We start from the raw sequence: 24,364 nt of genomic DNA, 5'->3' as shown, positions 1-24,364 counted from the left end.
GGTGGTCGGCGTTTGTTTAATTCCGTCTTTTTCGTGTTTTTTTTTCTGTTGTTCGCGGGGCTGGGGGGGGGGCCCCCCCCGGCGCCGGCCCGCCCCCCCCCCCCCCCCCCCGCGGCTCTGTGGATGCGGGTGTGGGTCAGCTGCTGGGGGTGTAGGTGCCGGAGTGGGCAGCCTTCCAGGCGCCGCCGTCGACCTTGTAGACGGTGAGCTGCTTGTTGGTCGCGTCGCCGTACTGGTCGAAGGAGACCTTGCCGGTCACACCGTCGAAGGAGACGTTCTGCACCGCGGCGGTGACCTTCGCGCGGGCGTCGGACGGCAGCTTGCCGCCGTTGTCGTCGACGACCTTCTTCACGGCCTCGATGATCGACCAGGCGGAGTCGTAGGAGTAGCCGCCGTAGGCCGCGTACTCCTCCTTGTAGCCCGCCGCCTTGTAGTCGGCGACGAACTGCTTGGCCGAGGCCAGCGTCTCGACCGGGGCGCCGACCGAGGTCGCGAGGTCGCCGGTGGCGGCGCTGCCCGCGAGCTTGATGAAGGTGGGGTCGTAGATACCGTCACCGCCGACCAGCGGGACGTTGGCGCCGGCCGACTTGATCTGCTTGCTGAGCGGACCGGCCTGCGGGTACTCGCCGCCGTAGTAGACCACGTCGGCGCCGGAGTTCTTCACCTTGGTGGCCACCGCGGAGTAGTCCTTGGTGTCGGGGTTGATGTGCTCGGTGCCCACGACCTTGCCGCCGAGCTTCGTGAACTCCTCGGTGAAGGTCTTGGCGAGGCCGGCGCCGTAGGTCTTCTTGTCGTCGATGACGAAGACCTTGGTCTTCTTGGCCGTGTTGTAGACGTACTGCGCGGCGAACGGGCCCTGGATGGCGTCCGTGGTCGCCGTACGGAAGTACGACTTGTACGGCCGCGCCTTCGACGTCTGCCAGTTGGTGCCCTGGGTGAGGTCGGGGCTGGTGTTGGCCGGCGACACCTCGACCAGCTTGGCGTCGTCGAAGACCTTCTGCATCGACTGGGCCACGGACGAGTTCAGCGGTCCGACCACGCCGAGGACACTGTCGTCGCTGACGAAGGCGGAGGCGTTCGACTGGCCGGAGGACGGCTGGGCCTGGTCGTCCTTGGCCTCGATCTTGAAGGTGACGCCCTTGACGTAGTTCTTCTTGTTGGCGGTCCTGACCGCCAGGTCCACCGAGTTCTTGATGCCCAGGCCGAGCGCGGACAGGTCGCCGGTCAGCGGGGCGTCGACGCCGATGGTGACGGTGGTGCCGCCGCCCTTGGAGTTCGAGCCCTTGTCGCCGCTGTCGCGCGAGCCGCAGGCCGTGAGGGTGAGTGCTCCCGCTGCCAGCGCGGCGGTGATGGCGATAAGCGAACGTTGACGCACGATCAGTCCTTTCCCCAGGACGACCGTTCCCCCCTGGAAACGGTCGAGCCGCGCGCATCCCCCCTGAAGCTGCAAACCAGAGAGCGAATCGGGGGGCGCGGTGACTGGCCGTGACTCTAAGCGCGTGTGGGGAACGCGGAGGAGTGTCTGACGAAGGCTGTGACTCTCTTGTTATGACACGACGTAATGCAGAGCGGTACGCCGTGGGGGAAAGGGAGGAATTCCGGCCGATTCGCGCCGTCCGCAATGTGAGAACCCGCAGGAATCACCGTGATCAATTCAGGCGTCTCGAGGGTTTTGGTGATGACACAACTCTGTTGCTGCAGGCACCTTTCAGGGACTGCGAGAGGTGCTGCGCGTAGCGCGGACCGAGGATGTAGCCCTGAATCTGGATTGCGCGCACATTACGCAGAGTTACATCCAGGAAAGGAAGCCCGGCGTCCATGGGCACTTTTCCGCATTGCGTCACGTGCATGGTTATCGTGATCTTGCGGTCCGAACCTGCCTTTGTCCGGAAGGGGGGACGCGGGTCCGTCACCAGCGAGATTCCCGCGTACGGTTGGGTCACCCGGGTCACCGTGACAGGCGGTCCCGATTGCACGCTCAGTAGCACCGCGAAGCTGAAGCTGCGGGGCGGGGCGTCTGCCGCGGTGGGCCGCCCGCCCGCGTAGGCCACCTCCACGACCTGTGCGGGATAGGGAGCGGGGGGCGGCGGTGGTTGCCGTGGCCGGGTGGCGTAGAGGTAACCGCCCCCGGCCAGGAGGACGGCCGCCGCGGAGAGGGCGAGCACGGCCGGCCGGTGGCGGCCGTACCGGGTGGCCAGGGCCGAGCGAATTCCGGCCACGGACGGCGGAGTTGAGCCTGTCGGCGGGTGGGCGTCCCGCGCCCGCGTCCCCTCGCCCGGCTCCAGGGGCCCGATGCCGCTCATGTCCAGGAACCTTCGGTCGGCGCTCCGTGACGGTAGCGGTCGGTGCAGGCACGCCGGGTCTGACGGTCGATCAACTCCGCTGCGGCAGCCTCTCCTTGACGCCGTTTCACCGTCCGTGCGGCATCGACGATGTCCCGCAGGATCTCGTACTGCCCGGTGGACAGACCCATCGACTGGTAATCGCCGTAGGTGGTGCCGTCGAGCACCTCACGCGACCAGTGTGCGACGAGGTGGTAGCACAATTCGGCGTCGGAGGTCGTCGACGGGGACGGGGATGGTCGGGCGGAGTGCACGGGTCCGCCCGAACGGCCGCAGGCCGTCGTCCACAGCAGTGCCGGCAGCGCCAGCCCGAGCACCAGGAGCTTCACCCCCGACCGGGGGTCCCCTCGCCGTCCCATGACCAGAAGCTAAGGGGAGGGGCGGCGGGGGGCAACGGTCCGGTGCGGGCCGTTCAGTGCGCGGGCGGCACCTGGGCCGCGTCGCCCGGCCGCACGTCCCGCAGCAGGCAGGTCAGCCGGGCGCTGCACACGCGGCGACCCTCCTCGTCGCTGATCACGATCTCGTACGTCGCCGTCGAACGGCCGCGGTGCACCGGCGTGGCCACCCCGGTCACCAGCCCGGAGCGGACGCCGCGGTGGTGCGTGCAGTTCAGGTCCACACCGACCGCGATCTTCGAGCTGCCGCCGTGCAGCATGGAACCGACCGAGCCGAGGGTCTCCGCCAGCACCGCCGAGGCTCCGCCGTGCAGCAGGCCGTACGGCTGGGTGTTGCCCTCGACCGGCATGGTCCCGACGACCTTCTCCGCCGAGGCCTCCAGGATCTGCACGCCCATCCGCGTGCCGAGATGCCCGGCCGAGAACAGGGCCGGCAGGTCGACACCGAGCACCGCGTACTCGTCGACGACCTCCTGCGGAAACTTCACTCGCTGCTGCTCACCCATGGGCCCCGCTCCGTTCTGCGTCCACCTGTCCTGGCTGAGCAAACGCTCAGTCGGTCGCCGATTGTTCCAGACGGCCCGCGCCGGGATCCTCGAGGCGTACGACCACGGACTTGCTGGCCGGGGTGTTGCTGGTGTCGGCGGTCGCGTCGAGCGGGACCAGGACGTTCGTCTCGGGGTAGTACGCCGCCGCGCAGCCCCGGGTCGTCGGGTAGTGCACGATACGGAATCCGGGCGCCCGCCGCTCCACGCCGTCGTTCCACTCGCTCACCAGGTCGACGTACGCTCCCTCGGCGAAACCGAGCGCCCGCGCGTCCTCGGGGTGCACCAGCACCACCCGGCGGCCGCCCGTGATGCCCCGGTACCGGTCGTCGAGGCCGTAGATCGTGGTGTTGTACTGGTCGTGCGAGCGCAGGGTCTGCAACAGCAGCCGGCCCTGGGGCAGTTCGGGGTACTCCACCGGCGCCGCCGTGAAGTTCGCCTTGCCCGTGGCGGTCGGGAAGCGGCGCTCGTCCCGCGGGGCGTGCGGCAGCGTGAAGCCGCCCGGCCGGGCCACGCGCGCGTTGAAGTCCTCGAAACCGGGGACCACGCGCGCGATGCGGTCACGGATCGTCGCGTAGTCCTTCGCGAACTCCTCCCACGGCACGACGCTGCTCTCGCCGAGCACCCGGCGGGCGAGGCCGCAGATGATCGCCGGCTCGGACCTCAGCCGCGAGCTCGCCGGCGCCAGCCGCCCGCGCGAGGCGTGCACCATGCCCATCGAGTCCTCGACGGTGACGAACTGCTCACCACTGTCCTGCAGGTCCCGCTCGGTGCGGCCCAGCGTGGGCAGGATCAGCGCCCGCGCGCCCGTGACGACGTGCGAGCGGTTGAGCTTGGTCGACACGTGCACCGTCAGCCGCGCCCGCCGCATCGCGGCCTCGGTCACCTCGGTGTCGGGGGAGGCGGAGACGAAGTTGCCGCCCATGGCGAAGAACACCTTCGCGTCGCCGTCGCGCAGCGCGCGGATGGCCCGGACGACGTCGAAGCCGTGTTCGCGCGGCGGCGCGAACCCGAACTCCTTCTCCAGCGCGTCCAGGAAGGCGGGCGCCGGCCGCTCGAAGATGCCCATGGTGCGGTCGCCCTGGACGTTGCTGTGCCCGCGGACCGGGCACACGCCCGCGCCCGGACGCCCGATGTTGCCGCGCAGCAGCAGGAAGTTGACGACCTCGCGGATGGTCGGCACGGCGTGCTTGTGCTGGGTGAGACCCATGGCCCAGCAGACGATGGTCCGCTTCGAGGCGAGGGCCATGCCGAGGGCCTGCTCGATCTCCGCGCGGGTGAGGCCGGTCGCCCTGAGCGTCTCGTCCCAGTCAGCGGCGCGGGCCGCCTTCGCGAACTCCTCGAAACCGTGGGTGTGTTCGCGGACGAACTCCTCGTCGACCGCGCCCTCCGTCTCCAGGATCAGCTTGTTGAGGAGCCGGAAGAGGGCCTGGTCGCCACCGATGCGGATCTGCAGGAACAGATCGGTGAGCGCGGCACCCTTCAGCAGGCCCTGCGGTGTCTGCGGGTTCTTGAACCGCTCCAGGCCGGCCTCGGGCAGCGGATTGACACTGATGATCTTCGCGCCGTTCGCCTTGGCCTTCTCCAGCGCGGAGAGCATGCGCGGATGGTTCGTCCCCGGGTTCTGCCCGGCGACGATGATCAGATCGGCCTTGTAGAGGTCCTCCAGCAGGACGCTGCCCTTGCCGATGCCGATGGTCTCGCTGAGCGCAGACCCGGACGACTCGTGGCACATGTTGGAGCAGTCCGGCAGGTTGTTCGTGCCCAGCTCGCGCGCGAAGAGCTGGTACAGGAACGCGGCCTCGTTGCTGGTGCGGCCCGAGGTGTAGAAGACGGCCTCGTCCGGGGAGGAGAGGGCGGCGATCTCCTCGGCGACGATGTCGAAGGCACGCTCCCAGCTGACCGGCTCGTAGTGCGTGCCGTCCTCGGGGAGATACATGGGGTGCGTGAGCCGGCCCTGCTGGCCCAGCCAGTAGCCGCTGCGGCCGGCCAGGTCGGCGACGGGGTGCGCGGCGAAGAACTCCGGGGTGACCCGGCGCAGGGTCGCCTCCTCCGCCACCGCCTTGGCGCCGTTCTCGCAGAACTCCGCCTTGTGCCGGTGGTCCGGCTCCGGCCAGGCGCAGCCCGGGCAGTCGAACCCGTCCTTCTGGTTCACCCGCAGCAATGTCAGCGCCGTGCGCCGCACACCCATCTGCTGCTGGGCGATGCGCAGCGTGTGCCCGACGGCGGGCAGTCCCGCGGCCGCGTGCTTGGGCTCCGCGACCTGCGGCGCGTCCTGAACCGGATCACCCTTGGGCGGCTTCGTCGCCATCGCACGCTCCCCTTCGACTGCGTGTGAGAAGTACGGTGCCGATCCTCCCACGCGGTACCGACAACCGTGCCCGGCGGGCCCACCGGGCAAGGGCACTCTGCGTGACCGAGGGCAACCCTGCGCAGCACCTCCCTCGGTCCCGGACCGGAGTGTCAGTGCGGCGTGGCAGGATCGGGGACGTGGCAGAGACAGCATCGAAGAAGACCGACAAGACCCCCGGCGGCACCCGTCCCCGGCTGATGCTCATGGACGGGCACTCGCTGGCCTACCGCGCGTTCTTCGCGCTGCCGGCGGAGAACTTCACGACCGCGACCGGCCAGCCGACGAACGCGATCTACGGCTTCGCGTCGATGCTGGCCAACACCCTGCGTGACGAGGCGCCCACGCACTTCGCCGTGGCCTTCGACGTCTCGCGCAAGACCTGGCGCTCCGAGCGGTTCACCGAGTACAAGGCGAACCGCTCCAAGACCCCCGACGAGTTCAAGGGCCAGGTCGAGCTGATCGGCGAGCTGCTCGACGCGATGCAGGCCCCCCGCTTCGCCGTGGAGGGGTACGAGGCGGACGACATCATCGCCACCCTCGCCACCCAGGCCGAGGCCGAGGGCTTCGAGGTGCTGATCGTCACCGGTGACCGCGACTCCTTCCAGTTGGTCACCGAGAGCACCACCGTGCTCTACCCGACCAAGGGCGTCTCGGAGCTGACCCGGTTCACCCCCGAGAAGGTTTTCGAGAAGTACGGCTTGACGCCCGCCCAGTACCCGGACTTCGCGGCCCTGCGCGGCGACCCGTCCGACAACCTCCCCGGCATCCCCGGCGTCGGCGAGAAGACCGCCGCGAAGTGGATCAACCAGTTCGGCTCCTTCTCGGAACTGGTCGAGCGCGTCGATGAGGTCAAGGGCAAGGCCGGGCAGAACCTCCGCGACCACCTGGAGTCGGTCAGGCTCAACCGCGTCCTCACCGAACTGGAGCGCCAGGTCGAGCTGCCGAAGTCGGTCGCCGACCTGGAGCGGGCCGCGTACGACCGCAAGGCCGTCGCGATGGTCCTGGACACCCTGGAGATCCGCAACCCCTCGCTGCGGGAGCGCCTCTTCGCCGTGGACCCGGGCTCCGAGGAGGCCGAGGCCACACCGATCGCCACCGACGGCGTGGAGCTGGACGGCAAGATCCTGCGCACCGGCGAGCTGGCCCCCTGGCTGGCCGGCCACGGCGCCGAGGCCCTGGGCGTCGCCACCGTCGACACCTGGGCGCTGGGCACCGGCTCGGTCGCCGAGGTCGCGCTGGCCGCGGCCGGGGGAGCGGCGGCCTGGTTCGACCCGGCCGAGCTGGACGAGGCCGACGAGAACGCGTTCGCGGCCTGGCTGGCCGACGCCGCCCGGCCCAAGGTGCTCCACAACGCCAAGGGCGCCATGCGCGTCTTCGCCGAGCACGGCTGGTCCGTCGAGGGCGTGACCATGGACACCGCCCTCGCCGCCTACCTGGTCAAGCCCGGCCGCCGCTCCTTCGACCTGGACGCGCTGTCCCTGGAGTACCTGCACCGTGAGCTCGCGCCCGCCGCCGCGGCCGACGGCCAGCTGGCCTTCGGCGCGGACGACGGCGCCGAGGCCGAGGCCCTGATGATCCAGGCCCGCGCGGTCCTCGACCTCGGCGAGGCGTTCGGGACCCGCCTCGAGGAAGTCGGCGCGGCCGAGCTCCTGCGCGACATGGAGCTGCCCACCTCCGCCCTGCTCGCCCGCATGGAGCGCCACGGCATCGCGGCCGACCGCGCGCACCTGGAGGCGATGGAGCAGACGTTCGCGGGCGCGGTGCAGCAGGCCGTGAAGGAGGCCCACGCGGCCGCCGGGCACGAGTTCAACCTGGGCTCGCCCAAGCAGCTTCAGGAGGTCCTCTTCGGCGAGCTGGCCCTGCCGAAGACCAAGAAGACCAAGACCGGCTACACGACCGACGCCGACGCCCTGGCCTGGCTCGCCACCCAGACCGACAACGAACTGCCGGTGATCATGCTCCGTCACCGTGAGCAGGCGAAGCTGCGGGTCACGGTGGAGGGCCTGATCAAGACGGTCGCGGGCGACGGCCGTATCCACACCACGTTCAACCAGACGGTCGCGGCGACCGGCCGCCTGTCCTCCACGGACCCGAACCTGCAGAACATCCCGGTCCGCACGGACGAGGGCCGGGCGATCCGCCGCGGGTTCGTCGTCGGCGAGGGCTTCGAGTCCCTGATGACCGCCGACTACAGCCAGATCGAGCTGCGTGTGATGGCCCACCTGTCCGAGGACGAGGGCCTGATCCAGGCGTTCACCTCCGGCGAGGACCTGCACACCACCGCCGCCTCCCAGGTGTTCGGCGTCGAGCATGCCGCGGTGGACGCGGAGATGCGCCGCAAGATCAAGGCGATGTCGTACGGCCTGGCCTACGGCCTCTCCGCCTTCGGCCTGTCCCAGCAGCTGAACATCGAGGCCGCGGAGGCACGCGCCCTGATGGACGCGTACTTCGAGCGTTTCGGCGGCGTCCGGGACTACCTCCGCCGGGCGGTCGACGAGGCTCGGGCCACGGGCTACACGGCGACCCTCTTCGGCCGCCGCCGCTACCTGCCCGACCTCAACAGCGACAACCGCCAGCGCCGCGAGGCCGCCGAGCGCATGGCTCTCAACGCGCCCATCCAGGGCACGGCGGCCGACATCGTCAAGATCGCCATGCTCAAGGTGGACGGCGCCCTGCGGGCGGCGGAGCTGAAGTCCCGCATGCTCCTGCAGGTCCACGACGAAATCGTCCTGGAGATCGCGCCCGGCGAGCGGGCGGCCGCGGAGCGGATCGTCCGCCACGAGATGGCGAACGCAGTCCAGCTCCGCGCCCCCCTCGACGTCTCGGTGGGCGTGGGCCCGGACTGGGAGTCCGCGGCGCACTAGCCTGCGGCGCCTGGGCGGCGGGGGCCTTGCGGCCGACATCGGCAGCAAGGCCCCACCGGCGCACGGGCACGCGCACCGGCGTAAGCGCAGTCACCGGCAACAAGCACCGGCGCCGGCGCACACGCCTCCGCCGTACCCACGCCGAGCCCCCACGGCGCGGACCCGGCGGTGCCGTACCCGCCGCGCGAGCGCTGCCGGTGCCGCCCGGCACCCGTAGGACCCGCCCCTGGGCCGCAAGGCACCGGCATCCGAAATCCCGCCTGCGCCATCCCGTCGCAACGGCGCTCACCCCCGGTGCGTCCGGCGGCGCCGCACCCGCCGCAACCCCGACGCCCACCCACCCCCACCAGCCAGGAAACCCGGTGCGCGCCCACCCCCACCACCCCAAGAGCCCGGTGCCACCCCGCAAGTCGGCCGACCCCCGGCGGGCCCCGTCACTCACGTGGCCCCCGCCAAAACGCCCCCCACCCCCGACAGCCGCAAAACTGCGAGCATGGGTATACGCATGCTTCACCGCCGGACGCCCGAGGCAGTGACCCGGGCCTGGGCGGACACCGCCTCGGCGCAGGCCATGCCCGCCTCGCCGGTCCCGGCCCTCGCGGCCGACGCAAGCACCGCCCGCATCCCCGTCGACCTGGTCGAGACCGTCCGCAAGACCGCCAAGGGCCTCCGGTACAGACTCACCGGCCTGACCGGCCATGTGGCCCCCGCCCAGGACTGGCGCCAGTGGGCCGACCTCGCCCGCGGCTATCTCGCCCTCGCGCTCACCGCGATCCCGAGAGCACGCCCCCGGCCCACCCTCACGGTCTTCGTCGCGTCCCTCACCGACCGACCGGCCGCCCCCGGCCCGCACCGACCACCCCGCCGGGATCACCGGAACCCCCTCGACCCCCTCGACGGCCCGGAACCCGGCCCGGACGCAACGCCCTGACCCCGGCGGCGTACAGCACAAGCCCAAGCACCAGCCCGGCGCCCACCCCGAAGCACAGGGCGGGCACCAGATCCCACACCCGTTCCGGAGCCCCCACCAGCGCACGCGACCTTGCCACCCGCTGCACCGCCCCGGCCGCCGCACAACCGCCGATCACCGCGCCGGCCCACCACCGGTCCCGTACGGACAGCACCGGCACCGCCACCGGCTCCCCGCCCGGCGCCCGCCGCGGCGCACGCGCGGCGAACACCGCGATCACGAGCGCACCCACCACGGACGAGCCGTACTGGAGCCAGGAGTACAGCGGCATGCCGGCCGGCCGGGCCTGCCCGATGGCCGGAACCAGCCGCGATCCCCACCGCCCCTGATGCGTGAACGCGTCCCACACCACGTGCGTCAGCGCGCCCAGAACCGCGGAGACGTAACCCCACATCACCGCGACGGCCCGTACGCGCGCGCGTGGCACACCACAGCGCAGCGGCCCGGCCGGCCGGGCCTGCCAGGCCCGGGGCAGCAGCGCGAGCAGCGGTTCGCGGACCAGCAGCCACAGCCTCACCAGCGCCCAGGAGATGACCGCGTCGACCGTGAAGACCCCGGCGAACGAGTGCGTGACCGCACCGAATTGCATGCCGCCCGGCAGGACACTCGCCACATAGAAGGTCATGTCGGGCGCGAAGGAGCCCGCGACGAGCGCCGCCGGCACCAGCGGGCCGCGGCCGGTCCCGTCCCGGCGGACCGCGGGCAGGACGGCCGCCGCATGGCTGAGCGTGAACGGCAACAGAGCCCCCTGGAAGGGTCGTCGGCCGCGGCACCGAGCCGGTGACCAGGCCCGTCCAGTATGCGGGACGCCGCGGGGGGTCGTACGGGGCAACGGGAGTTGGCCAGGCGGTGAAAATCGGGCGTGAACGGGTCCCGGCTCAAAGCAAGTTGCCGTAGGGTCGCCTGCGGCGCCGTACCGGATGCGCGGTCGAACGCGGCGTCGCACGGACGGAAGGACGACACAGGGGCAACCAGAACACCGCGTCAACCGTCACACCACAGCGAAGCAGACGGACGGAAACGGACGCGAGGCGTCCACGGGAGGGGTTCACTCGATGGCGGCGCATTTCGGAAGGCGGCTGCGCAAGGGAGCGGCGACCACCGCCGTGGCCGCGGCAGCGGTCGCGGCCCTGTCCGCGTCCCAGGCTCCGGGAGTGACCGGCGAGGACCACGGCAGACAGACGACGGCGGGCGCTTCCGCCCCCGTACCCGACGCGACCGCCGACGGCAACGCCACCGGCAACTCGCCGTACTACACGGATCTGCCGCCGCTCAACAGCCCCAACCCGAGCCCCTCGCCGAGCGCCACCGGCACCCCCGTCGCCCTGGGCGACGCGGAGGCCGGCATCCCGGCGACGGTGCTCGACGCCTACAAGAAGGCCGAGGCCGCACTGCGTTCCGCCAAGCCCGGCTGCAACCTGCCCTGGCAGCTGCTCGCCGCCATCGGCAAGGTCGAGTCGGGCCAGGCCCGCGGCGGGCGGGTCGACGCCGACGGCACCACGATCGGCCGCATCCTCGGCCCGGCGCTCGACGGCAACGGCTTCGCGCTCATCAAGGACACCGACCACGGCGCCTACGACGGCAACACCGAGTACGACCAGGCCGTGGGCCCCATGCAGTTCATCCCGTCGACCTGGGCCTGGGCCGGCCGCGACGGCAACGGCGACGGCAAGAAGGACCCCAACAACGTCTACGACGCCGCCCTCGCCGCCGGCCACTACCTGTGCCGCAACGGCTGGGACCTCTCGCGCGAGGGCGACCTGCACAGCGCGATCCTCAGCTACAACAACTCGCAGGACTACCTGAACACCGTCCTGTCGTGGCTGGAGTACTACCGCAAGGGCACCCACTCCGTGCCCGACGGCAGCGGCAGCGTGCCCACCCACCGCAGCGACGACGGCTCCCCGCGCGTCCAGTCCCCGAAGCACTCGAACCCGCCGAAGACCAAGCCGAGGAAGAAGCCGGACAAGCCCGGCAAGCCCGCTGGCGGCAGCGGGAGCCCCACCCCGCCTCCTTCGAAGCCGCCCGTCCCGCCCACGACCCCGCCGACCCCCACCGACACGGTCGACCACCTGGACGACGCGGACACGGCCAAGCTCACCACGATGGCCGGCCACACCTTCACCGACCGGATCGGCACCCGGGCCGAGACCAAGGACGGCAAGCCCGTCGCCAAGGTCAGGGTCAGGTTCACGATCACCGGCGACACCGACGCCACCTTCACCGGCGGGGAGACCGTGGCCACGGTCGCCACCGACGCCAAGGGCATCGCCCTCGCCCCGGCGCTCCAGGCGGGCGAGAAGACCGGGGACTTCGAGGTCCTCGCCACCGTCGTGGGCCGCTCGGTCAAGGGCCTCGGCTACACGGCCACCGTCACCGAGCGCGCCGCCGACGCCCTGGCCCGCACCAGCGACACCCCGCTGACCTGCACGCCGGGTGGGGAGTTCACCGACCAGGTCCAGGTGGAGGCGACGTACAAGGGCGCCGTCGCGGACAAGGTCGCGGCCACCGCGACCCTGATCAAGTCCGACACCGACGCCACCGAGAACGACAAGGGCCCCTACTTCAAGGACGCCGACGGCAAGCCCGTACGCACCCTCACCGGCCTCCAGACGGACGCCAAGGGCCTGCTGACCCTGCCGAAGCTGTACGCGGACGACACCACCGGCACGTTCCTGCTCCGCATCACCACCACCGGTGGTGCGACGCTCACCGTCGAGCTGAAGGTCGCCGCCGCCGACTCCTCGCCGAGCCCGTCCCCGAGCCCGTCCGCCTCTTCCTGACATCACGCGAGGGCGCCCTCTCCGCAACCGGCGGGGAGGGCGCCCTCGTTGTGCGTGCACCGCTGTTCTCATCTCACCCGCCCGTTGCTACGGTGCCCGGACCTGACGAGTCATCAGGTGGCCCGACAGGAGACGAACCGTCCGCCGGGAGGCCCCATGCGCGCCCTGATCGCCGCAGCGACCGGTCTCACCCTCGCGCTCGCCCTGGTCCTGGTGATGACCGCCGTGGGTGTCCCGACGGGCCGGACGTCCCCCGAGCCGCTGCTGACGACGGTGCCCTCGCACCCCTAGCCGAGCCCGTCCGGAGGGAGGCCGCAATGCGCCGCACGGCAAGCCTGGTCCTGGTCGCCTGCGCCGTCTTCTGCGCGGCACTGTCCCCGCTCATGCGCTGGTACGCCTTCCCGCGCCTGGCCAGGATCCCCGCGAACCAGTACCAGGACATGGTCCTCGAAGCGAAGGGCGCCACCCTCCTCGACTACGGCACCATGCGGGCGAAGAAGGTCTCCAAGGTCACCATCGTGCAGACCCTGAAGGGCAATGTGGAGGCCGCGAAGAAGATCGAGAAGACGGCGGGCCGGCCGGTCGTGGTCTGGGACAGCCTCTCCTACGTCCAGGGCCCCGACGGCAGGATGGTCTCCAAGGTCCCCGAGCGGTACATCTTCGACGCCCACAGCCAGGACCCCGTGCACGCCACCGGCGAGATGGTCGACGGCGACCCGGTCACCCGCGAGGGCATCGAGTTCAAGTGGCCCTTCCTGACGCAGAAACGCGACTACGAGTACTTCGACGCGCAGACCCGCACCACCAGCCCCATCCACTACAAGGGCACCCAGACCTTCCGCGGCCTGAAGGTCTACTACTTCGAACAGACCATCCCCTGGACCAAGGTCTCCATGCCGAAGACCATGCCCGTACGGGGCATCACGCCGGAATCGGTCGCCAGGACGGGCACCACCCGCTGGTACAGCACGGTCCGCAGGTTCTGGGTCGAACCGGTCACCGGCGCGCCCGTCTACGGAGAGGAACTCCACAAGGAGGAGCTGCGGGGCGGCACCCTGCTCGGCGGCCGCGACAGGGTCACGGCGTTCGCCGGGGACGTGAAGATGCGCGAGGACTACATCGAGCACACGGTCGCCCTGGTCAAGCACAACCGCACCCTGGTCCTGCTGCTCACCTCGTACGTTCCCTGGGGCTCCCTGACCGCCGGTCTGCTGCTCCTGGCCCTCGCCCTCTACCTGGAGGCGCGCGCCCGCCGCCCCGAGGACCCGGCGGCCACCCGGACGCCGGAGCCGGAACCGGTCAGCGCCTGAGCCGCGCGTTGGTGTGCCGGGTGGGCTCCGCGGTCGCCGGGTCCTCGGGCCACGGATGCTTCGGATACCGCCCGCGCAGCTCCGCCCGCACGCCCTGGTAGCCGTCCCGCCAGAAGGAGGCGAGGTCGGCCGTGACGGCGGCGGGCCGCCCGGCGGGGGAGAGCAGATGCACGAGCAGCGGCACCCCCGCGACGACCGGCGTCTCGCGCAGCCCGAACATCTCCTGCAGCTTCACCGCGAGCACCGGCCGCTCCGGATCCCGATAGTCGATCCGGATTCTGGACCCACTGGGCACGGTGATCCGTTCGGGCGCCAGCTCGTCCAGCCGGGCCGCCTCTCCGCTCGCCCAGGGCAGCAGCCGCACGAGCGCCTGCCCTGCGTCGATCCGCCCGAGATCGGCGCGCCGCCGGGCCCTGCTCAGCTCCGGTTCCAGCCAGTCGTCCACGCGCGCGTACAGCGCGTCGCCGGACACGTCCGGCCACGGCTCGCCGAGGTGCGCCCGCAGAAACGCCAGCCGCTGCCGCAGCGTCTCCGCGTCCGGCGACCAGCGCAGCAACCCGAGCCCCTCCTGCCCGAGCCCCTCGAGCAGGGCCCCGCGTACCAGTGCCGGCTCCGCGTCCTTCAGCGGCCGCGCGGTGAGCTCGATCGCCCCCAGCCGCTCGACGTACCGGGCCACGACGTCCCCGCCGGCCCAGTGCACCTCGTCCCGCTCGGCGAGCAGAGCCCCGGCGGCATCCCGCGCCACGTCCTCGCTCACGGCGGCCCCGAGCAGCACCCGCGCGTGGCCCTTGCCGACGGGCCGATCGGCTACGGCGACGACGATCCACGGCGCGCCCCGCAGCGCGGACCCCTCCATCAGCTCGGCGCGCGTCCCGGAGGCCATGAGATACGACCCACCGTCGAGCTTGGCGACACGCTCGGGAAAGGCGAGCGCGGCAACGAGCCCGGCGAGCCGCTCGTCACCCGTGCCGGGCCCGACCTCGAGGGCACCCGCTGACCGAGGGTCACGGACGGGCGGGCGGGAAGACTCCGAAGAGGCCCGCAGCCGGCGTACTTCCGAGGCCCACCGTCCCGCGTAGGCGTCACCCCCACGCCGGGCCCGTCGCAACGCCCCGGCAAGATCGTCCCCGTAGTCCCGCGGGACCTCTTCCGAGAGCAGGGCGACGACCCCCGCACCCTCACCGGCGGTGTCCAGCAGGGCCCGCCCCAGCCGGGGATGCACGCCGAACCGTGCCAGCCGCACGCCGACCGGCGTGGCCCGGCCGGCGGAGTCCACCGCGCCCACCGCCGCCAACGCGGAGCGCGCCGCCGCCATCGCCCCACCCGGCGGAGGATCCAGCAACGCCAGCCCGGAGGCGTCCGGATCCCCCCAGCAGGCCGCCTGCAAGGCGAACGCGGTCAGGTCGGCCACCTTGATCTCCGGCGCCGGGAACGCCGGCAGGCGCCCGTCCTCGGCCTGCGTCCAGCACCGGTACACCGCCCCCGGCGCCTCTCGCCCGGCCCGGCCCGCCCGCTGCCGCCCGGCCGCCCGTGACGCCCGCACCGTCGTCAGACCGCTCAGCCCGCGCGCGTGGTCCACCCGCGGCTCGCGCGCGAGCCCCGAGTCCACCACCACCCGCACCCCGGGCACCGTCAGCGACGACTCCGCCACCGCGGTCGCCAGCACCACCCGGCGCCGCGCCCCGGGCGCCAGCACCGCGTCCTGCACGGCGGCAGGCGCCCGCCCGTGCACCTGGAGCACGTCCACATCCCCGAGATCACCCAGCTGACCCGCCACACGCGCGATCTCGCCCACGCCCGGCAGGAAGCACAGCACGTCCCCGTCCCGCTCCGTCAGCGCCCGCCGCACCACCGACGCCACGTGCGCCGGCAGCGCGGGATCGACGCGCATCCCGTGCGGCGGCCGCAGTGGACGCACCGGAGGCGCCCACACCACCTCCACCGGGTGGGCGACACCCTCCGCCTCGACCACGGGCGCCCCGCCCAGCAGCCGCGCCCAGCCTTCGGCGTCCGTCGTCGCCGACGCGGCGACCAGCCGCAGCTCCGGGCGCAGCGCCTGCCGTACGTCCCACAGGAAGGCGGCCGCCGTGTCGGCGTCCAGATGCCGCTCGTGGCACTCGTCCAGGACGACGACGTCGACGCCCGGCAGTTCCTGGTCCCGTTGCAGCCGCTGCAGCAGCACACCGGTCGTCACGACCTCCACGCGCGTGTACCGCCCCACCTTCCGCTCCCCGCGGACGGTGAAGCCCACGCTCTCGCCGGGCTTCTCACCCACCAGCCACGCCATCCGCCGGGCCGCCGCCCGCGCCGCGATCCGGCGCGGCTCGGCCACCACGACACGCCGCGCCGGCCCGCCGTCGACCAGCCCCGCCAGCACGAGCGGCACCAGCGTCGTCTTGCCGGTGCCGGGCGGCGCCACGAGCACGGCGGTGCCGGCACCCTCCAGGGCCTCGGACAGGGCGGGCAGCGCGGAACGCACGGGCAGCGCGTCCAGGGCGTCGTAACGGATCACGCCCCTAGTGTCGTACGACGGCGAAACCGGCCCTCACGCGCGCGTGCACGTGTGTAAGGGTTCAGTCCCGCTCGCACACGAAGATCGCCGTCCCCGGAATGAGGCTGCCCCGCAGCGGGGACCAGCCGCCCCACTCCGAGGTGTTCCAGGACGGCCACTCCGGCTCCACCAGGTCCACCAGGCGGAAGCCGGACGCCGCGATGTCCCGGACGCGGTCGCCGAGCGTCCTGTGGTGCTCGACGTAGACCGCGTTGCCCTCCTCGTCCTGCTCCACGTACGGCGTGCGGTCGAAGTAGGACCCGGACACCGACAGGCCCTCGGGGCCCGGCTCGTCCGGGAACGCCCAGCGGATCGGATGCGTCACCGAGAAGACGAACCGGCCGCCCGGCCGCAGCACCCGGCGCACCTCGCGCAGCACCAGCCGCGGGTCGGCCACGAAGGGCAGCGCCCCGTAGGCGGAGCAGGCCAGGTCGAAGGAGCCGTCGGCGAAGGGCAGTGCGCCGGCGTCCGCGCAGACCAGCGGAAACGATCCGCCGATCCGCAGCGCGTGCTGGAGCTGGCGGTGGGAGAGGTCCAGCGCCACCGGGCGGGCACCCTGGGCGGCCAGCCAGCGCGCGCACTGCGCCGCGCCCGCGCCGATCTCCAGGACCTCCACGCCCTTCAGCTCCTCCGGCGGGCCGAGCAGCTCCGCCTCCACCTCGTCCAGCCCCTCCGGGCCCCACACGAAGCGGTCGTCGCCGAGGAACGTGCCGTGCTCGACCTGGTACTCGTCCGCGTTGCGGTCCCACCAGCCCCGGTTGGCCCGGGAACTCTCCGCCACGCCCGCGTCACGCCGCGTGGCCTCCGGCTCGTACTCCTCGGGTCCTTCGGGCTCGTACGCTTCCGGCTCTTGGATGATCGGCTCCCTCGTCGTACTCTTCCGTCCAACCCGCCAGGGGTGCGACACGGAAGCGGTCCCCTACGCCTGCGTGGCCTCCAGGGACGTTTCTTCTGCCGGTTATGGGGCGATCCGCCCCGGGTGTGCGCCTTCGCGCATTGACCCTGTCCGGCTGCCCCCGTATGCTACAAGTTGCGCTGCGGGCCTGCGCACCTCAGACGTAGCAGGCTGCGCTCGCATCTGTTGTATGTCCCCTCGGTTGTCGAGGCGCCACCGGGCACCCGGTGTCCACGAAGGTGGCGCTTCCTTGGCTGTCCGGCTTCTGCAGAGCGAAACGGGCTCCCGGCGTAAGCAGTACCTACGACTTCAATGTCCGTACCGGAGCCCTTTCCCACATGACGAGCAGCACCGAGACCACCGCCACCACCCCGCAGGTAGCGGTCAACGACATCGGTAACGAGGAAGCCTTCCTCGCAGCGATCGACGAGACGATCAAGTACTTCAACGACGGCGACATCGTCGACGGCGTCATCGTGAAGGTCGACCGGGACGAGGTCCTGCTCGACATCGGTTACAAGACCGAAGGTGTCATCCCGAGCCGCGAGCTCTCGATCAAGCACGACGTCGACCCGAACGAGGTCGTCGCCGTCGGCGACGAGATCGAGGCCCTGGTCCTCCAGAAGGAGGACAAGGAAGGCCGCCTGATCCTCTCGAAGAAGCGCGCCCAGTACGAGCGTGCCTGGGGCACCATCGAGAAGATCAAGGAAGAGGACGGCATCGTCACCGGTACCGTCATCGAGGTCGTCAAGGGTGGTCTCATCCTCGACATCGGCCTCCGTGGCTTCCTCCCGGCCTCCCTGGTCGAGATGCGCCGCGTCCGCGACCTTCAGCCGTACGTCGGCAAGGAGCTCGAGGCCAAGATCATCGAGCTGGACAAGAACCGCAACAACGTGGTCCTGTCCCGCCGTGCCTGGCTCGAGCAGACCCAGTCCGAGGTCCGCCAGACGTTCCTCACGACCCTCCAGAAGGGTCAGGTCCGTTCCGGCGTCGTCTCCTCGATCGTCAACTTCGGTGCCTTCGTGGACCTGGGTGGCGTCGACGGTCTGGTCCACGTGTCCGAGCTGTCCTGGAAGCACATCGACCACCCGTCCGAGGTCGTCGAGGTCGGCCAGGAGGTCACCGTCGAGGTTCTCGACGTCGACATGGACCGCGAGCGCGTCTCCCTGTCGCTGAAGGCGACCCAGGAAGACCCGTGGCAGCAGTTCGCCCGCACCCACCAGATCGGCCAGGTCGTGCCCGGTAAGGTCACGAAGCTGGTTCCGTTCGGTGCGTTCGTCCGCGTGGACGAGGGCATCGAGGGTCTGGTGCACATCTCCGAGCTGGCCGAGCGCCACGTGGAGATCCCGGAGCAGGTCGTCCAGGTCAACGACGAGATCTTCGTCAAGGTCATCGACATCGACCTCGAGCGTCGTCGCATCAGCCTCTCGCTGAAGCAGGCCAACGAGTCCTTCGGTGCCGACCCGGCCTCGGTCGAGTTCGACCCGACCCTGTACGGCATGGCCGCGTCCTACGACGACCAGGGCAACTACATCTACCCCGAGGGCTTCGACCCCGAGACCAACGACTGGCTCGAGGGCTACGAGAAGCAGCGCGAGGAGTGGGAGCGCCAGTACGCCGAGGCGCAGCAGCGCTTCGAGCAGCACCAGCAGCAGGTCATCAAGTCCCGCGAGGCCGACGCCGCTGCCGCGGCCGAGGGCGGCGAGGCTGCGGCTCCGGCCGCGACCGGCGGCTCGTACTCCTCCGAGGGCGCGGACACCTCCGGTGCGCTGGCCTCGGACGAGGCGCTGGCCGCGCTGCGCGAGAAGCTGGCCGGCGGCCAGAGCTGAGCTCCCCCAGAGGGGCATCGCCAGGCGCTGAGGCTTAGCCGATAGCCGGCTGAGGGGCCGCACCTTTCGAGGTGCGGCCCCTCAGGGTTTTCCGGGGCGCCCGTTCGCGCTCGGGTGCGAGCCGTCCATGGCCTGTAGTGCAGTTCCCCGCACCCCTCGGGGAGCGCCCGCGACATGGGTCAGGCCCCTGCCGCCCGTCACCGTGTTCGTGCTGTACACCGTCGTCCTGCAGGCGGCGCTGTAGTCGGTGACGTTGAACGCGGGCCGGGTGGAGCCGGTCGCGGCCGTCAGTGTCGACTCCCGCGTACACGCCGGGTGCCGTGCACCGTGACGCTGTCCACGGTCACTCCTTTGGCGGCGTCGATCATGATGCCCTCCGGCCGCCGGTCGCGGTCAGCCCGCTGACCGTCCAGGAGGAGGTGCCTGATCCGGGCCGAGGCCGCGGCCGGGGCGGCGAGGAGCGGGGCGCCGGTGGCCACGGCTGGATGTCTACATGAATGCGAGTCGTCATCTTGAACGATGTCGTCCGGTTGAAGTGAGGACCTGCTGACGAGGCGTCAAGGCACCCGGCATGAGCGCGCTGATCAGTGACCGGTTGCGGGAATGCCCGCGTTCCAGGGCGCGTTGTGCATGACGAACACGAGGAGGAGCGGTGACAGTGCTTGATCCGCAGGGTTTGTACGCATGGGAGCCGAAGGGCCTCGCCGTAGTCGACATGGCGCTCGCCCAGGAGTCGGCCGGCCTTGTCATGCTCTACCACTTCGACGGATACATCGACGCGGGTGACACCGGCGACCAGATCGTCGACCGGCTGCTCGACTCACTGCCCCACCAGCTCGTCGCCCGTTTCGACCACGACCGGCTCGTGGACTACCGGGCCCGCCGGCCCCTGCTGACCTTCAAGCGGGACCGCTGGACCGACTACGAGGTCCCGGCCATCGAGGTCCGCCTCGTCCAGGACACCACGGGCGCCCCCTTCCTGCTGCTGTCCGGGCCCGAGCCGGACGTGGAGTGGGAGCGGTTCGCGGCGGCCGTACAGCAGATCGTGGAGCGGCTCGGCGTCCGCCTGTCCGTGAACTTCCACGGCATCCCCATGGGCGTCCCGCACACCCGCCCGGTGGGCCTCACCCCGCACGGCAACCGCAGCGACCTCGTCCCCGGCCACCGCAGTCCCTTCGAGGAGGCCCAGGTCCCCGGCAGTGCCGAGTCGCTGGTGGAGTACCGCCTGATGGAGTCCGGGCACGACGTCCTGGGCGTCGCCGCGCACGTTCCGCACTACATCGCCCGCTCCGTGTACCCGGACGCGGCCCTGACCGTGCTGGAGGCCATCACCGCCGCCACCGGACTCGTCCTGCCGGGAGTCGCGCACGCGCTGCGGACGGACGCGCACCGCACGCAGACGGAGATCGACCGGCAGATCCAGGAGGGCGACGAGGAGCTCACCTCACTCGTCCAGGGCCTGGAGCACCAGTACGACGCCGCTGCCGGCGCCGAGACCCGGGGCAACATGCTCGCCGAGCCCGTGGACATTCCGTCGGCCGACGAGATCGGGCTCGAGTTCGAGCGGTTCCTGGCGGAGCGGGAAGGCGACAACTGACCTCCGCCGGTCCCGCTGTCGGTGGCAGGGCCTAAGCTTCGCCTCATGCTGAAGGTGGGTCTGACCGGCGGGATCGGCGCCGGCAAGAGCGAGGTGTCGCGGCTGCTCGTGGAGCACGGGGCCGTGCTGATCGACGCGGACCGCATCGCGCGCGAGGTCGTGGCGCCCGGCACTCCCGGCCTGGCCGCCGTGGTCGAGGCCTTCGGCGAGGACGTCCTCACCGCGGACGGCAGCCTGGACCGGCCCGGACTCGGCTCGATCGTCTTCGCCGACCCCGAGAAGCTCGCCGTACTGAACTCGATCGTGCACCCCCTCGTGGGCGCCCGCTCCCGCGAGCTGGAGGAGGCCGCGGCCGCCGGCTCCGTGGTGATCCACGACGTTCCCCTCCTCACCGAGAACGGCCTGGCGCCCCTCTACGACCTCGTGGTCGTCGTGGACGCGAGCCCCGAGACCCAGCTCGACCGGCTGGTCCGGCTGCGCGGGATGACCGAGGAGGACGCACGCGCGCGCATGGCCGCGCAGGCCACCCGCGAGCAGCGCAGACAGATCGCGGACATCGTGATCGACAACGACATGCCGCTGGACGCCCTGCACAAGCGTGTCGCCGAGGTCTGGGAGGACCTCGCACGGCGGGCGCGCGAGGGTTCCGCGGAATAGCGGCCCCCGCCGCGGGCGTTGAAAGCGTGGAGTGAGGGAAGGACTCTGCCGTGCCCGAGACCAGCGATTCCACCGGACGTACTCCGGAGACGCATGTCATCGACTTCCGTGCAGCCGAGCAGCTGCTCAACTCACGGGACCCACGGGGCGCGGTGAAGCTGCTCGACGGAGTCATCGCCGCATACCCGGAGAACACCGCGGCCCGGCTGCTCCGCGCGCGTGCCTTCTTCGCCGCGGCCCAACTACGGCCCGCCGAGCTGGAGTTCACGATCGTGCTGGAGCGCGAGCCGGACAACGCGTTCGCGCACTTCGCACTGGCCCGCACCTACGAACGCCAGGGCCGCTCCGACCAGGCCAAACGCCATTTCCGCCTCGCGGCCGCGCTGGACCCGAACCCGCAGTACCTGAAGGCGGCTCGCTTCGACGACTGAGCGCGGCTCGACGTCCGGGCGCGGCGCACCCGCGCGCGTCGCCGCGCCGCCGTTCCGGACGTCCGGGCGAGGACGCCGGTGCCTCGGGTGTCACCGCCGGTGCGTCGGCTGGTGCCGCCGCAGGTGCCCCGGGCGGTCACGGATGCCGGTGCCTCGGTGGGCCCGGGAACGGCGGTCCCTGGTCCGGTGGCCGGTACGGCGGCACGTCACGGCCCGGCTGGTAATGGGGCCCCTGCCGGATGTGCCTGACGATCATGGCCAGGTCGACGGTGACCACCAGCCACAGCGCCCCGCAGGCAGCCGCCCACCCGGGACGCCCGGCGAGCGTGAACGCCACCGTGCCGAAGACCGCCCAGCCCAGTCCCCACACGCACAGCCAGAACCGCGCCCGCAGAGCACTGCGCGCGGTCACCGGCTCACTGCCCGTACGCATCGGACCATCACTCCTGCTTGCAACGTACTCTTCGGTGACGACGTTCACCAACGGCACTCGACCGTCGCTCGCCGAAGGGGGGAACCTTTGCTGCCGGACGCCGACGACCTGCCCGAACTGCTCCTCGACCTGGCCGTTCCGCACGAGGACATCAACGAAGTGGTGGCCGGGCGGCGCCGTCTCACCGCCGACCCGGGTGCGCTCGGACTCCTGGGGGAATGCGTCGAGGAGCTGTTCCGCGACCCGGAGGAGACGGGCCGCACACCCGAGCTCGCCGAACTCCTCGACGCGGCGCCGGCCGGACTGACCGCCCTCTTCGCCGTGTACGTCTTCCTCGCCGCGGTCCCGCACACCCTCGCCCGGCACCGGGAACGCGGCATCCCCACCGAGATCTCCCGGCACACCCTGTCCGATCTGGGCCGTCACATGGCGGTCCACCGCAGACGGCACGGCACGACCGGGGTGCAGTCACGGCGCTGGCTCGTCCGCCACTTCCGCGGTGAGCTGTACCAGTTGGGCCGGCTCCAGTTCGAGCGGGCGCGGCTGGGACAGCGCACGGCGTCCGTGCTCGCGGCGGCCGGACTGGACGCCGTCCCCGGCACGCCCTGCCTGAACCTGCACATCCCCGACTTCCACGGCCCGCTCACCCCGTCCGCCTGCGACCGCTCCCTGGCCCGGGCCCGTGACTTCTTCGCCCGGCACTTCCCCGAGGAACGACCGGTGACCGCGCTGTGCCACTCCTGGCTGCTCGACCCGCAGTTGAAGCGGTACCTGCCGGCCGACTCCAACATCGTCCGCTTCCAGGAACGCTTCCGCGTCGCCCGCGAGGACACCGAGCCGTCCGACACCGAACCCGTCCAGTTCGTCTTCGGCGACCCCGACCTGCCGGTCGCGCGGCTGCCCCGCCGCACGTCCGTGGAGCGGGCCGTGGGGGATCATCTGCGGGCGGGCGGCCACTGGTACATCGGGCACGGGTGGTTTCCGTTCCGGACCCAGCCGGCTCCTGGTGCCTAGCCGCGGTGGACGCAGGGCCGCGGCGTAGCTCGAACGAGTGAACCGGCGTCGAAGGGGAACGGGCGTGCGGGGGCGAGCCGTTGTTCGGGCATGACGGTCGAAATGCGTGAGGGGCACGAGGGCACGGGACCCGGCGCGATCACCCCGGACGGCTGCGCGGTCGAGCTGTACGAGCGGCTGCCGGCGGGCGACGAGCCGGACATCATCGCCGCGGCGGTACCGGCCGGGGCGCACATCCTGGAGCTGGGCAGCGGAGTGGGCCGGATGACCCACCCCCTGCTCGAGCGGGGCTTCACGGTCACGGCCGTGGACGAGTCCGCCGACATGCTGAGCCGGGTCCGGGGGGCGCGCACGATATGCGGCCCGATCGAGGACCTGGACCTGGGCGGCGAGAAGTTCGACGTCGTGCTGCTCGCGTCGTTCCTCGTGCACAACGGCGACGAGGAGGTGCGCAGGGGCATGCTGCGCACCTGCGCTCGGCATGTGGCGGAGGGCGGCTGTGTGCTCATCCAGCGGGAGGGCGAGGACTACCACGCGAACGTGCCGAGGGAGCGGGCCGACCCGAGCGGATTCACCGTACGGATCGCGTCGGTGGAGCCCGCCGGGGACGGAGTGAACTCGGTCCGCGCGGAGTACGTGTTCCCGGACGCCGTCTGGACCCAGACGTTCCTCGCCCGGCCCCTGACGAAAGAGCGGTTCGAGTCGGCACTGGCAGAAGCGGAACTGGAGGTGGACGCCTATCTGACACCTGACCGGACATGGGTGCGGGCGATACCGAAGGCATAGCGGGCACTCGGGCGCATCGGGCGGTCGATGAGCGATGAGTTCGGGGACCGCGAGAGGTCTACCCCGGCGAAAGCACACGGCACCGCTTCCCCTGGAGAACCTCATGTCCGAGACCACCGCTTCCGCAGCCCCCACCGCGCCCGTCGCCTCCGCCGGCGGCCTCAGCGGACGCAAGCGCGCGGCACGGGTCGCGCTGCGGACCGTGCAGGTGCTGCTCGCGCTGTTCTACGGCATCGCGAGCGCGTTGCCCAAGCTCATCGCGCACCCCTCGGCTGTCGAGTCCTTCGACAGGATCGGCTGGGGCAGCGGGGCCATGTACGCCATCGGCGCACTCGAACTCGCCGGAGCCGTCGCACTGCTGGTCCCCGTGCTGCAGTCGGTGGCGGCGATCGCGCTCAGCGCGCTCATGGTGGGCGCGTTCATCGTGCAGCTCACGGTCTTCCACGGCCAGAACGCGGCGACACCGCTGATCCTGATGGTGCCGCTCGCCCTGATCGCCTGGGCGCGGCGCGGGCACAACGGTGAGCTGCTGCGGTCGGTGCGGCGAGGGTGAGCCCGGTGCGTGGGCGCCCACGCCGTCGGCCGGGCGCGGGGGCCCGGCCGACGGGG

The 24,364-nt window shown here is 71.5% G+C and carries 21 protein-coding genes; 12 read left to right on the top strand and 9 right to left on the bottom strand.

Translation table 11 applies throughout. From position 1 onward, the window contains the following. Positions 1-136 precede the first annotated feature (136 nt). From AB0L59_RS37445 to AB0L59_RS37430, 4 genes are all read right to left on the bottom strand, one after another. Positions 137-1,375, bottom strand: a complete 1,239-nt coding sequence (locus AB0L59_RS37445) for a branched-chain amino acid ABC transporter substrate-binding protein (protein ID WP_365591325.1) — start codon at positions 1,373-1,375, stop codon at positions 137-139. Between the two features lie 924 nt (positions 1,376-2,299). Then, on the bottom strand, positions 2,300-2,701 hold the full coding sequence (locus tag AB0L59_RS37440) for a hypothetical protein (RefSeq protein ID WP_365591323.1): 402 nt from the start codon (positions 2,699-2,701) through the stop codon (positions 2,300-2,302). A 53-nt stretch (positions 2,702-2,754) separates the two neighbouring features. Next, positions 2,755-3,243: a hotdog fold thioesterase gene (locus tag AB0L59_RS37435; RefSeq protein WP_365591321.1), complete on the bottom strand. Its 489-nt coding sequence runs from the start codon at positions 3,241-3,243 to the stop codon at positions 2,755-2,757. Positions 3,244-3,289: 46 nt separating this feature from the next. Then, positions 3,290-5,593 carry an FdhF/YdeP family oxidoreductase gene (locus tag AB0L59_RS37430; RefSeq protein ID WP_365591319.1) on the bottom strand — a complete coding sequence of 768 codons (2,304 nt, stop codon included), beginning with the start codon at positions 5,591-5,593 and terminating at the stop codon, positions 3,290-3,292. A gap of 179 nt (positions 5,594-5,772) precedes the next feature. Here AB0L59_RS37430 and polA point away from each other — a divergent pair, with 179 nt between their 5' ends. Then, a complete protein-coding gene (gene polA / locus AB0L59_RS37425) occupies positions 5,773-8,499 on the top strand; it encodes a DNA polymerase I (RefSeq protein ID WP_365591317.1) in 2,727 nt (908 codons plus the stop codon). A gap of 493 nt (positions 8,500-8,992) precedes the next feature. After that, positions 8,993-9,430, top strand: a complete 438-nt coding sequence (locus tag AB0L59_RS37420; protein WP_365591315.1) for a hypothetical protein — start codon at positions 8,993-8,995, stop codon at positions 9,428-9,430. Here the strand turns inward: AB0L59_RS37420 and AB0L59_RS37415 are convergent. Continuing rightward, complete coding sequence (locus AB0L59_RS37415) at positions 9,321-10,208, bottom strand: DUF4184 family protein (RefSeq protein WP_365591313.1); 888 nt, start codon at positions 10,206-10,208, stop codon at positions 9,321-9,323. The two genes, AB0L59_RS37420 and AB0L59_RS37415, sit on opposite strands and share 110 nt — an antisense overlap. Positions 10,209-10,524: 316 nt before the next feature. On the opposite strand from AB0L59_RS37415, the gene AB0L59_RS37410 reads away from it, so the two are divergent. From AB0L59_RS37410 to AB0L59_RS37400, 3 genes are all read left to right on the top strand, one after another. Further along, positions 10,525-12,252 carry a lytic transglycosylase domain-containing protein gene (locus tag AB0L59_RS37410; RefSeq protein ID WP_365591311.1) on the top strand — a complete coding sequence of 576 codons (1,728 nt, stop codon included), beginning with the start codon at positions 10,525-10,527 and terminating at the stop codon, positions 12,250-12,252. A 156-nt stretch (positions 12,253-12,408) separates the two neighbouring features. Next, positions 12,409-12,543 carry an SPW_0924 family protein gene (locus AB0L59_RS37405; protein WP_365591310.1) on the top strand — a complete coding sequence of 45 codons (135 nt, stop codon included), beginning with the start codon at positions 12,409-12,411 and terminating at the stop codon, positions 12,541-12,543. 26 nt (positions 12,544-12,569) lie between these two features. Continuing rightward, positions 12,570-13,562, top strand: coding sequence for a DUF3068 domain-containing protein (locus tag AB0L59_RS37400; RefSeq protein WP_365591308.1), 993 nt, complete (start codon positions 12,570-12,572; stop codon positions 13,560-13,562). Here the strand turns inward: AB0L59_RS37400 and hrpB are convergent. Together hrpB and AB0L59_RS37390 are read right to left on the bottom strand one after the other, a co-directional pair. Beyond that, a complete protein-coding gene (hrpB, locus tag AB0L59_RS37395) occupies positions 13,552-16,074 on the bottom strand; it encodes an ATP-dependent helicase HrpB (RefSeq protein WP_365591306.1) in 2,523 nt (840 codons plus the stop codon). The two genes, AB0L59_RS37400 and hrpB, sit on opposite strands and share 11 nt — an antisense overlap. A gap of 61 nt (positions 16,075-16,135) precedes the next feature. After that, a complete protein-coding gene (locus AB0L59_RS37390; protein WP_365591343.1) occupies positions 16,136-16,972 on the bottom strand; it encodes a class I SAM-dependent methyltransferase in 837 nt (278 codons plus the stop codon). 374 nt (positions 16,973-17,346) lie between these two features. Between AB0L59_RS37390 and rpsA the strand changes: the two genes are divergently transcribed. Then, positions 17,347-18,837, top strand: a complete 1,491-nt coding sequence (rpsA, locus tag AB0L59_RS37385) for a 30S ribosomal protein S1 (RefSeq protein ID WP_067042841.1) — start codon at positions 17,347-17,349, stop codon at positions 18,835-18,837. Positions 18,838-19,124: 287 nt separating this feature from the next. Here the strand turns inward: rpsA and AB0L59_RS37380 are convergent, their stop codons facing one another. Continuing rightward, positions 19,125-19,316, bottom strand: coding sequence for a hypothetical protein (locus AB0L59_RS37380; protein WP_365591304.1), 192 nt, complete (start codon positions 19,314-19,316; stop codon positions 19,125-19,127). Positions 19,317-19,495: 179 nt separating this feature from the next. Between AB0L59_RS37380 and AB0L59_RS37375 the strand changes: the two genes are divergently transcribed. Genes AB0L59_RS37375 through AB0L59_RS37365 form a run of 3 tightly spaced genes read left to right on the top strand, consistent with a single transcriptional unit; the run spans position 19,496 to position 21,522 of the window. Next, a complete protein-coding gene (locus AB0L59_RS37375; RefSeq protein ID WP_365591341.1) occupies positions 19,496-20,434 on the top strand; it encodes a PAC2 family protein in 939 nt (312 codons plus the stop codon). A gap of 45 nt (positions 20,435-20,479) precedes the next feature. After that, entirely contained in the window at positions 20,480-21,091 is a 612-nt protein-coding gene (gene coaE / locus AB0L59_RS37370) for a dephospho-CoA kinase (RefSeq protein ID WP_365591302.1), read from the top strand. Positions 21,092-21,141: 50 nt separating this feature from the next. After that, positions 21,142-21,522, top strand: a complete 381-nt coding sequence (locus AB0L59_RS37365; protein ID WP_365591301.1) for a tetratricopeptide repeat protein — start codon at positions 21,142-21,144, stop codon at positions 21,520-21,522. A 136-nt stretch (positions 21,523-21,658) separates the two neighbouring features. Here the strand turns inward: AB0L59_RS37365 and AB0L59_RS37360 are convergent, their stop codons facing one another. Continuing rightward, on the bottom strand, positions 21,659-21,955 hold the full coding sequence (locus tag AB0L59_RS37360) for a DUF6343 family protein (RefSeq protein ID WP_365591299.1): 297 nt from the start codon (positions 21,953-21,955) through the stop codon (positions 21,659-21,661). 87 nt (positions 21,956-22,042) lie between these two features. Here AB0L59_RS37360 and AB0L59_RS37355 point away from each other — a divergent pair, with 87 nt between their 5' ends. The 3 genes from AB0L59_RS37355 (at position 22,043) to AB0L59_RS37345 (ending at position 24,308) form a co-directional block, all read left to right on the top strand. Beyond that, a complete protein-coding gene (locus tag AB0L59_RS37355) occupies positions 22,043-22,969 on the top strand; it encodes an acyltransferase domain-containing protein (protein ID WP_365591297.1) in 927 nt (308 codons plus the stop codon). A gap of 90 nt (positions 22,970-23,059) precedes the next feature. After that, a complete protein-coding gene (locus AB0L59_RS37350) occupies positions 23,060-23,755 on the top strand; it encodes a class I SAM-dependent methyltransferase (protein ID WP_365591295.1) in 696 nt (231 codons plus the stop codon). 103 nt (positions 23,756-23,858) lie between these two features. After that, positions 23,859-24,308 (top strand): DoxX family protein, encoded by a 450-nt coding sequence (locus tag AB0L59_RS37345; protein WP_365591293.1) that lies wholly within the window; start codon positions 23,859-23,861, stop codon positions 24,306-24,308. Positions 24,309-24,364 lie beyond the last annotated feature (56 nt).

Origin of the sequence: Streptomyces sp. NPDC052109 (genome assembly GCF_040680195.1) — a bacterium.
In the GTDB taxonomy this organism is placed as follows: domain Bacteria; phylum Actinomycetota; class Actinomycetes; order Streptomycetales; family Streptomycetaceae; genus Streptomyces.
The sequence above is the reverse complement of the archived record's forward strand: the minus strand, read 5'-3'. Positions and strand labels throughout refer to the sequence as shown.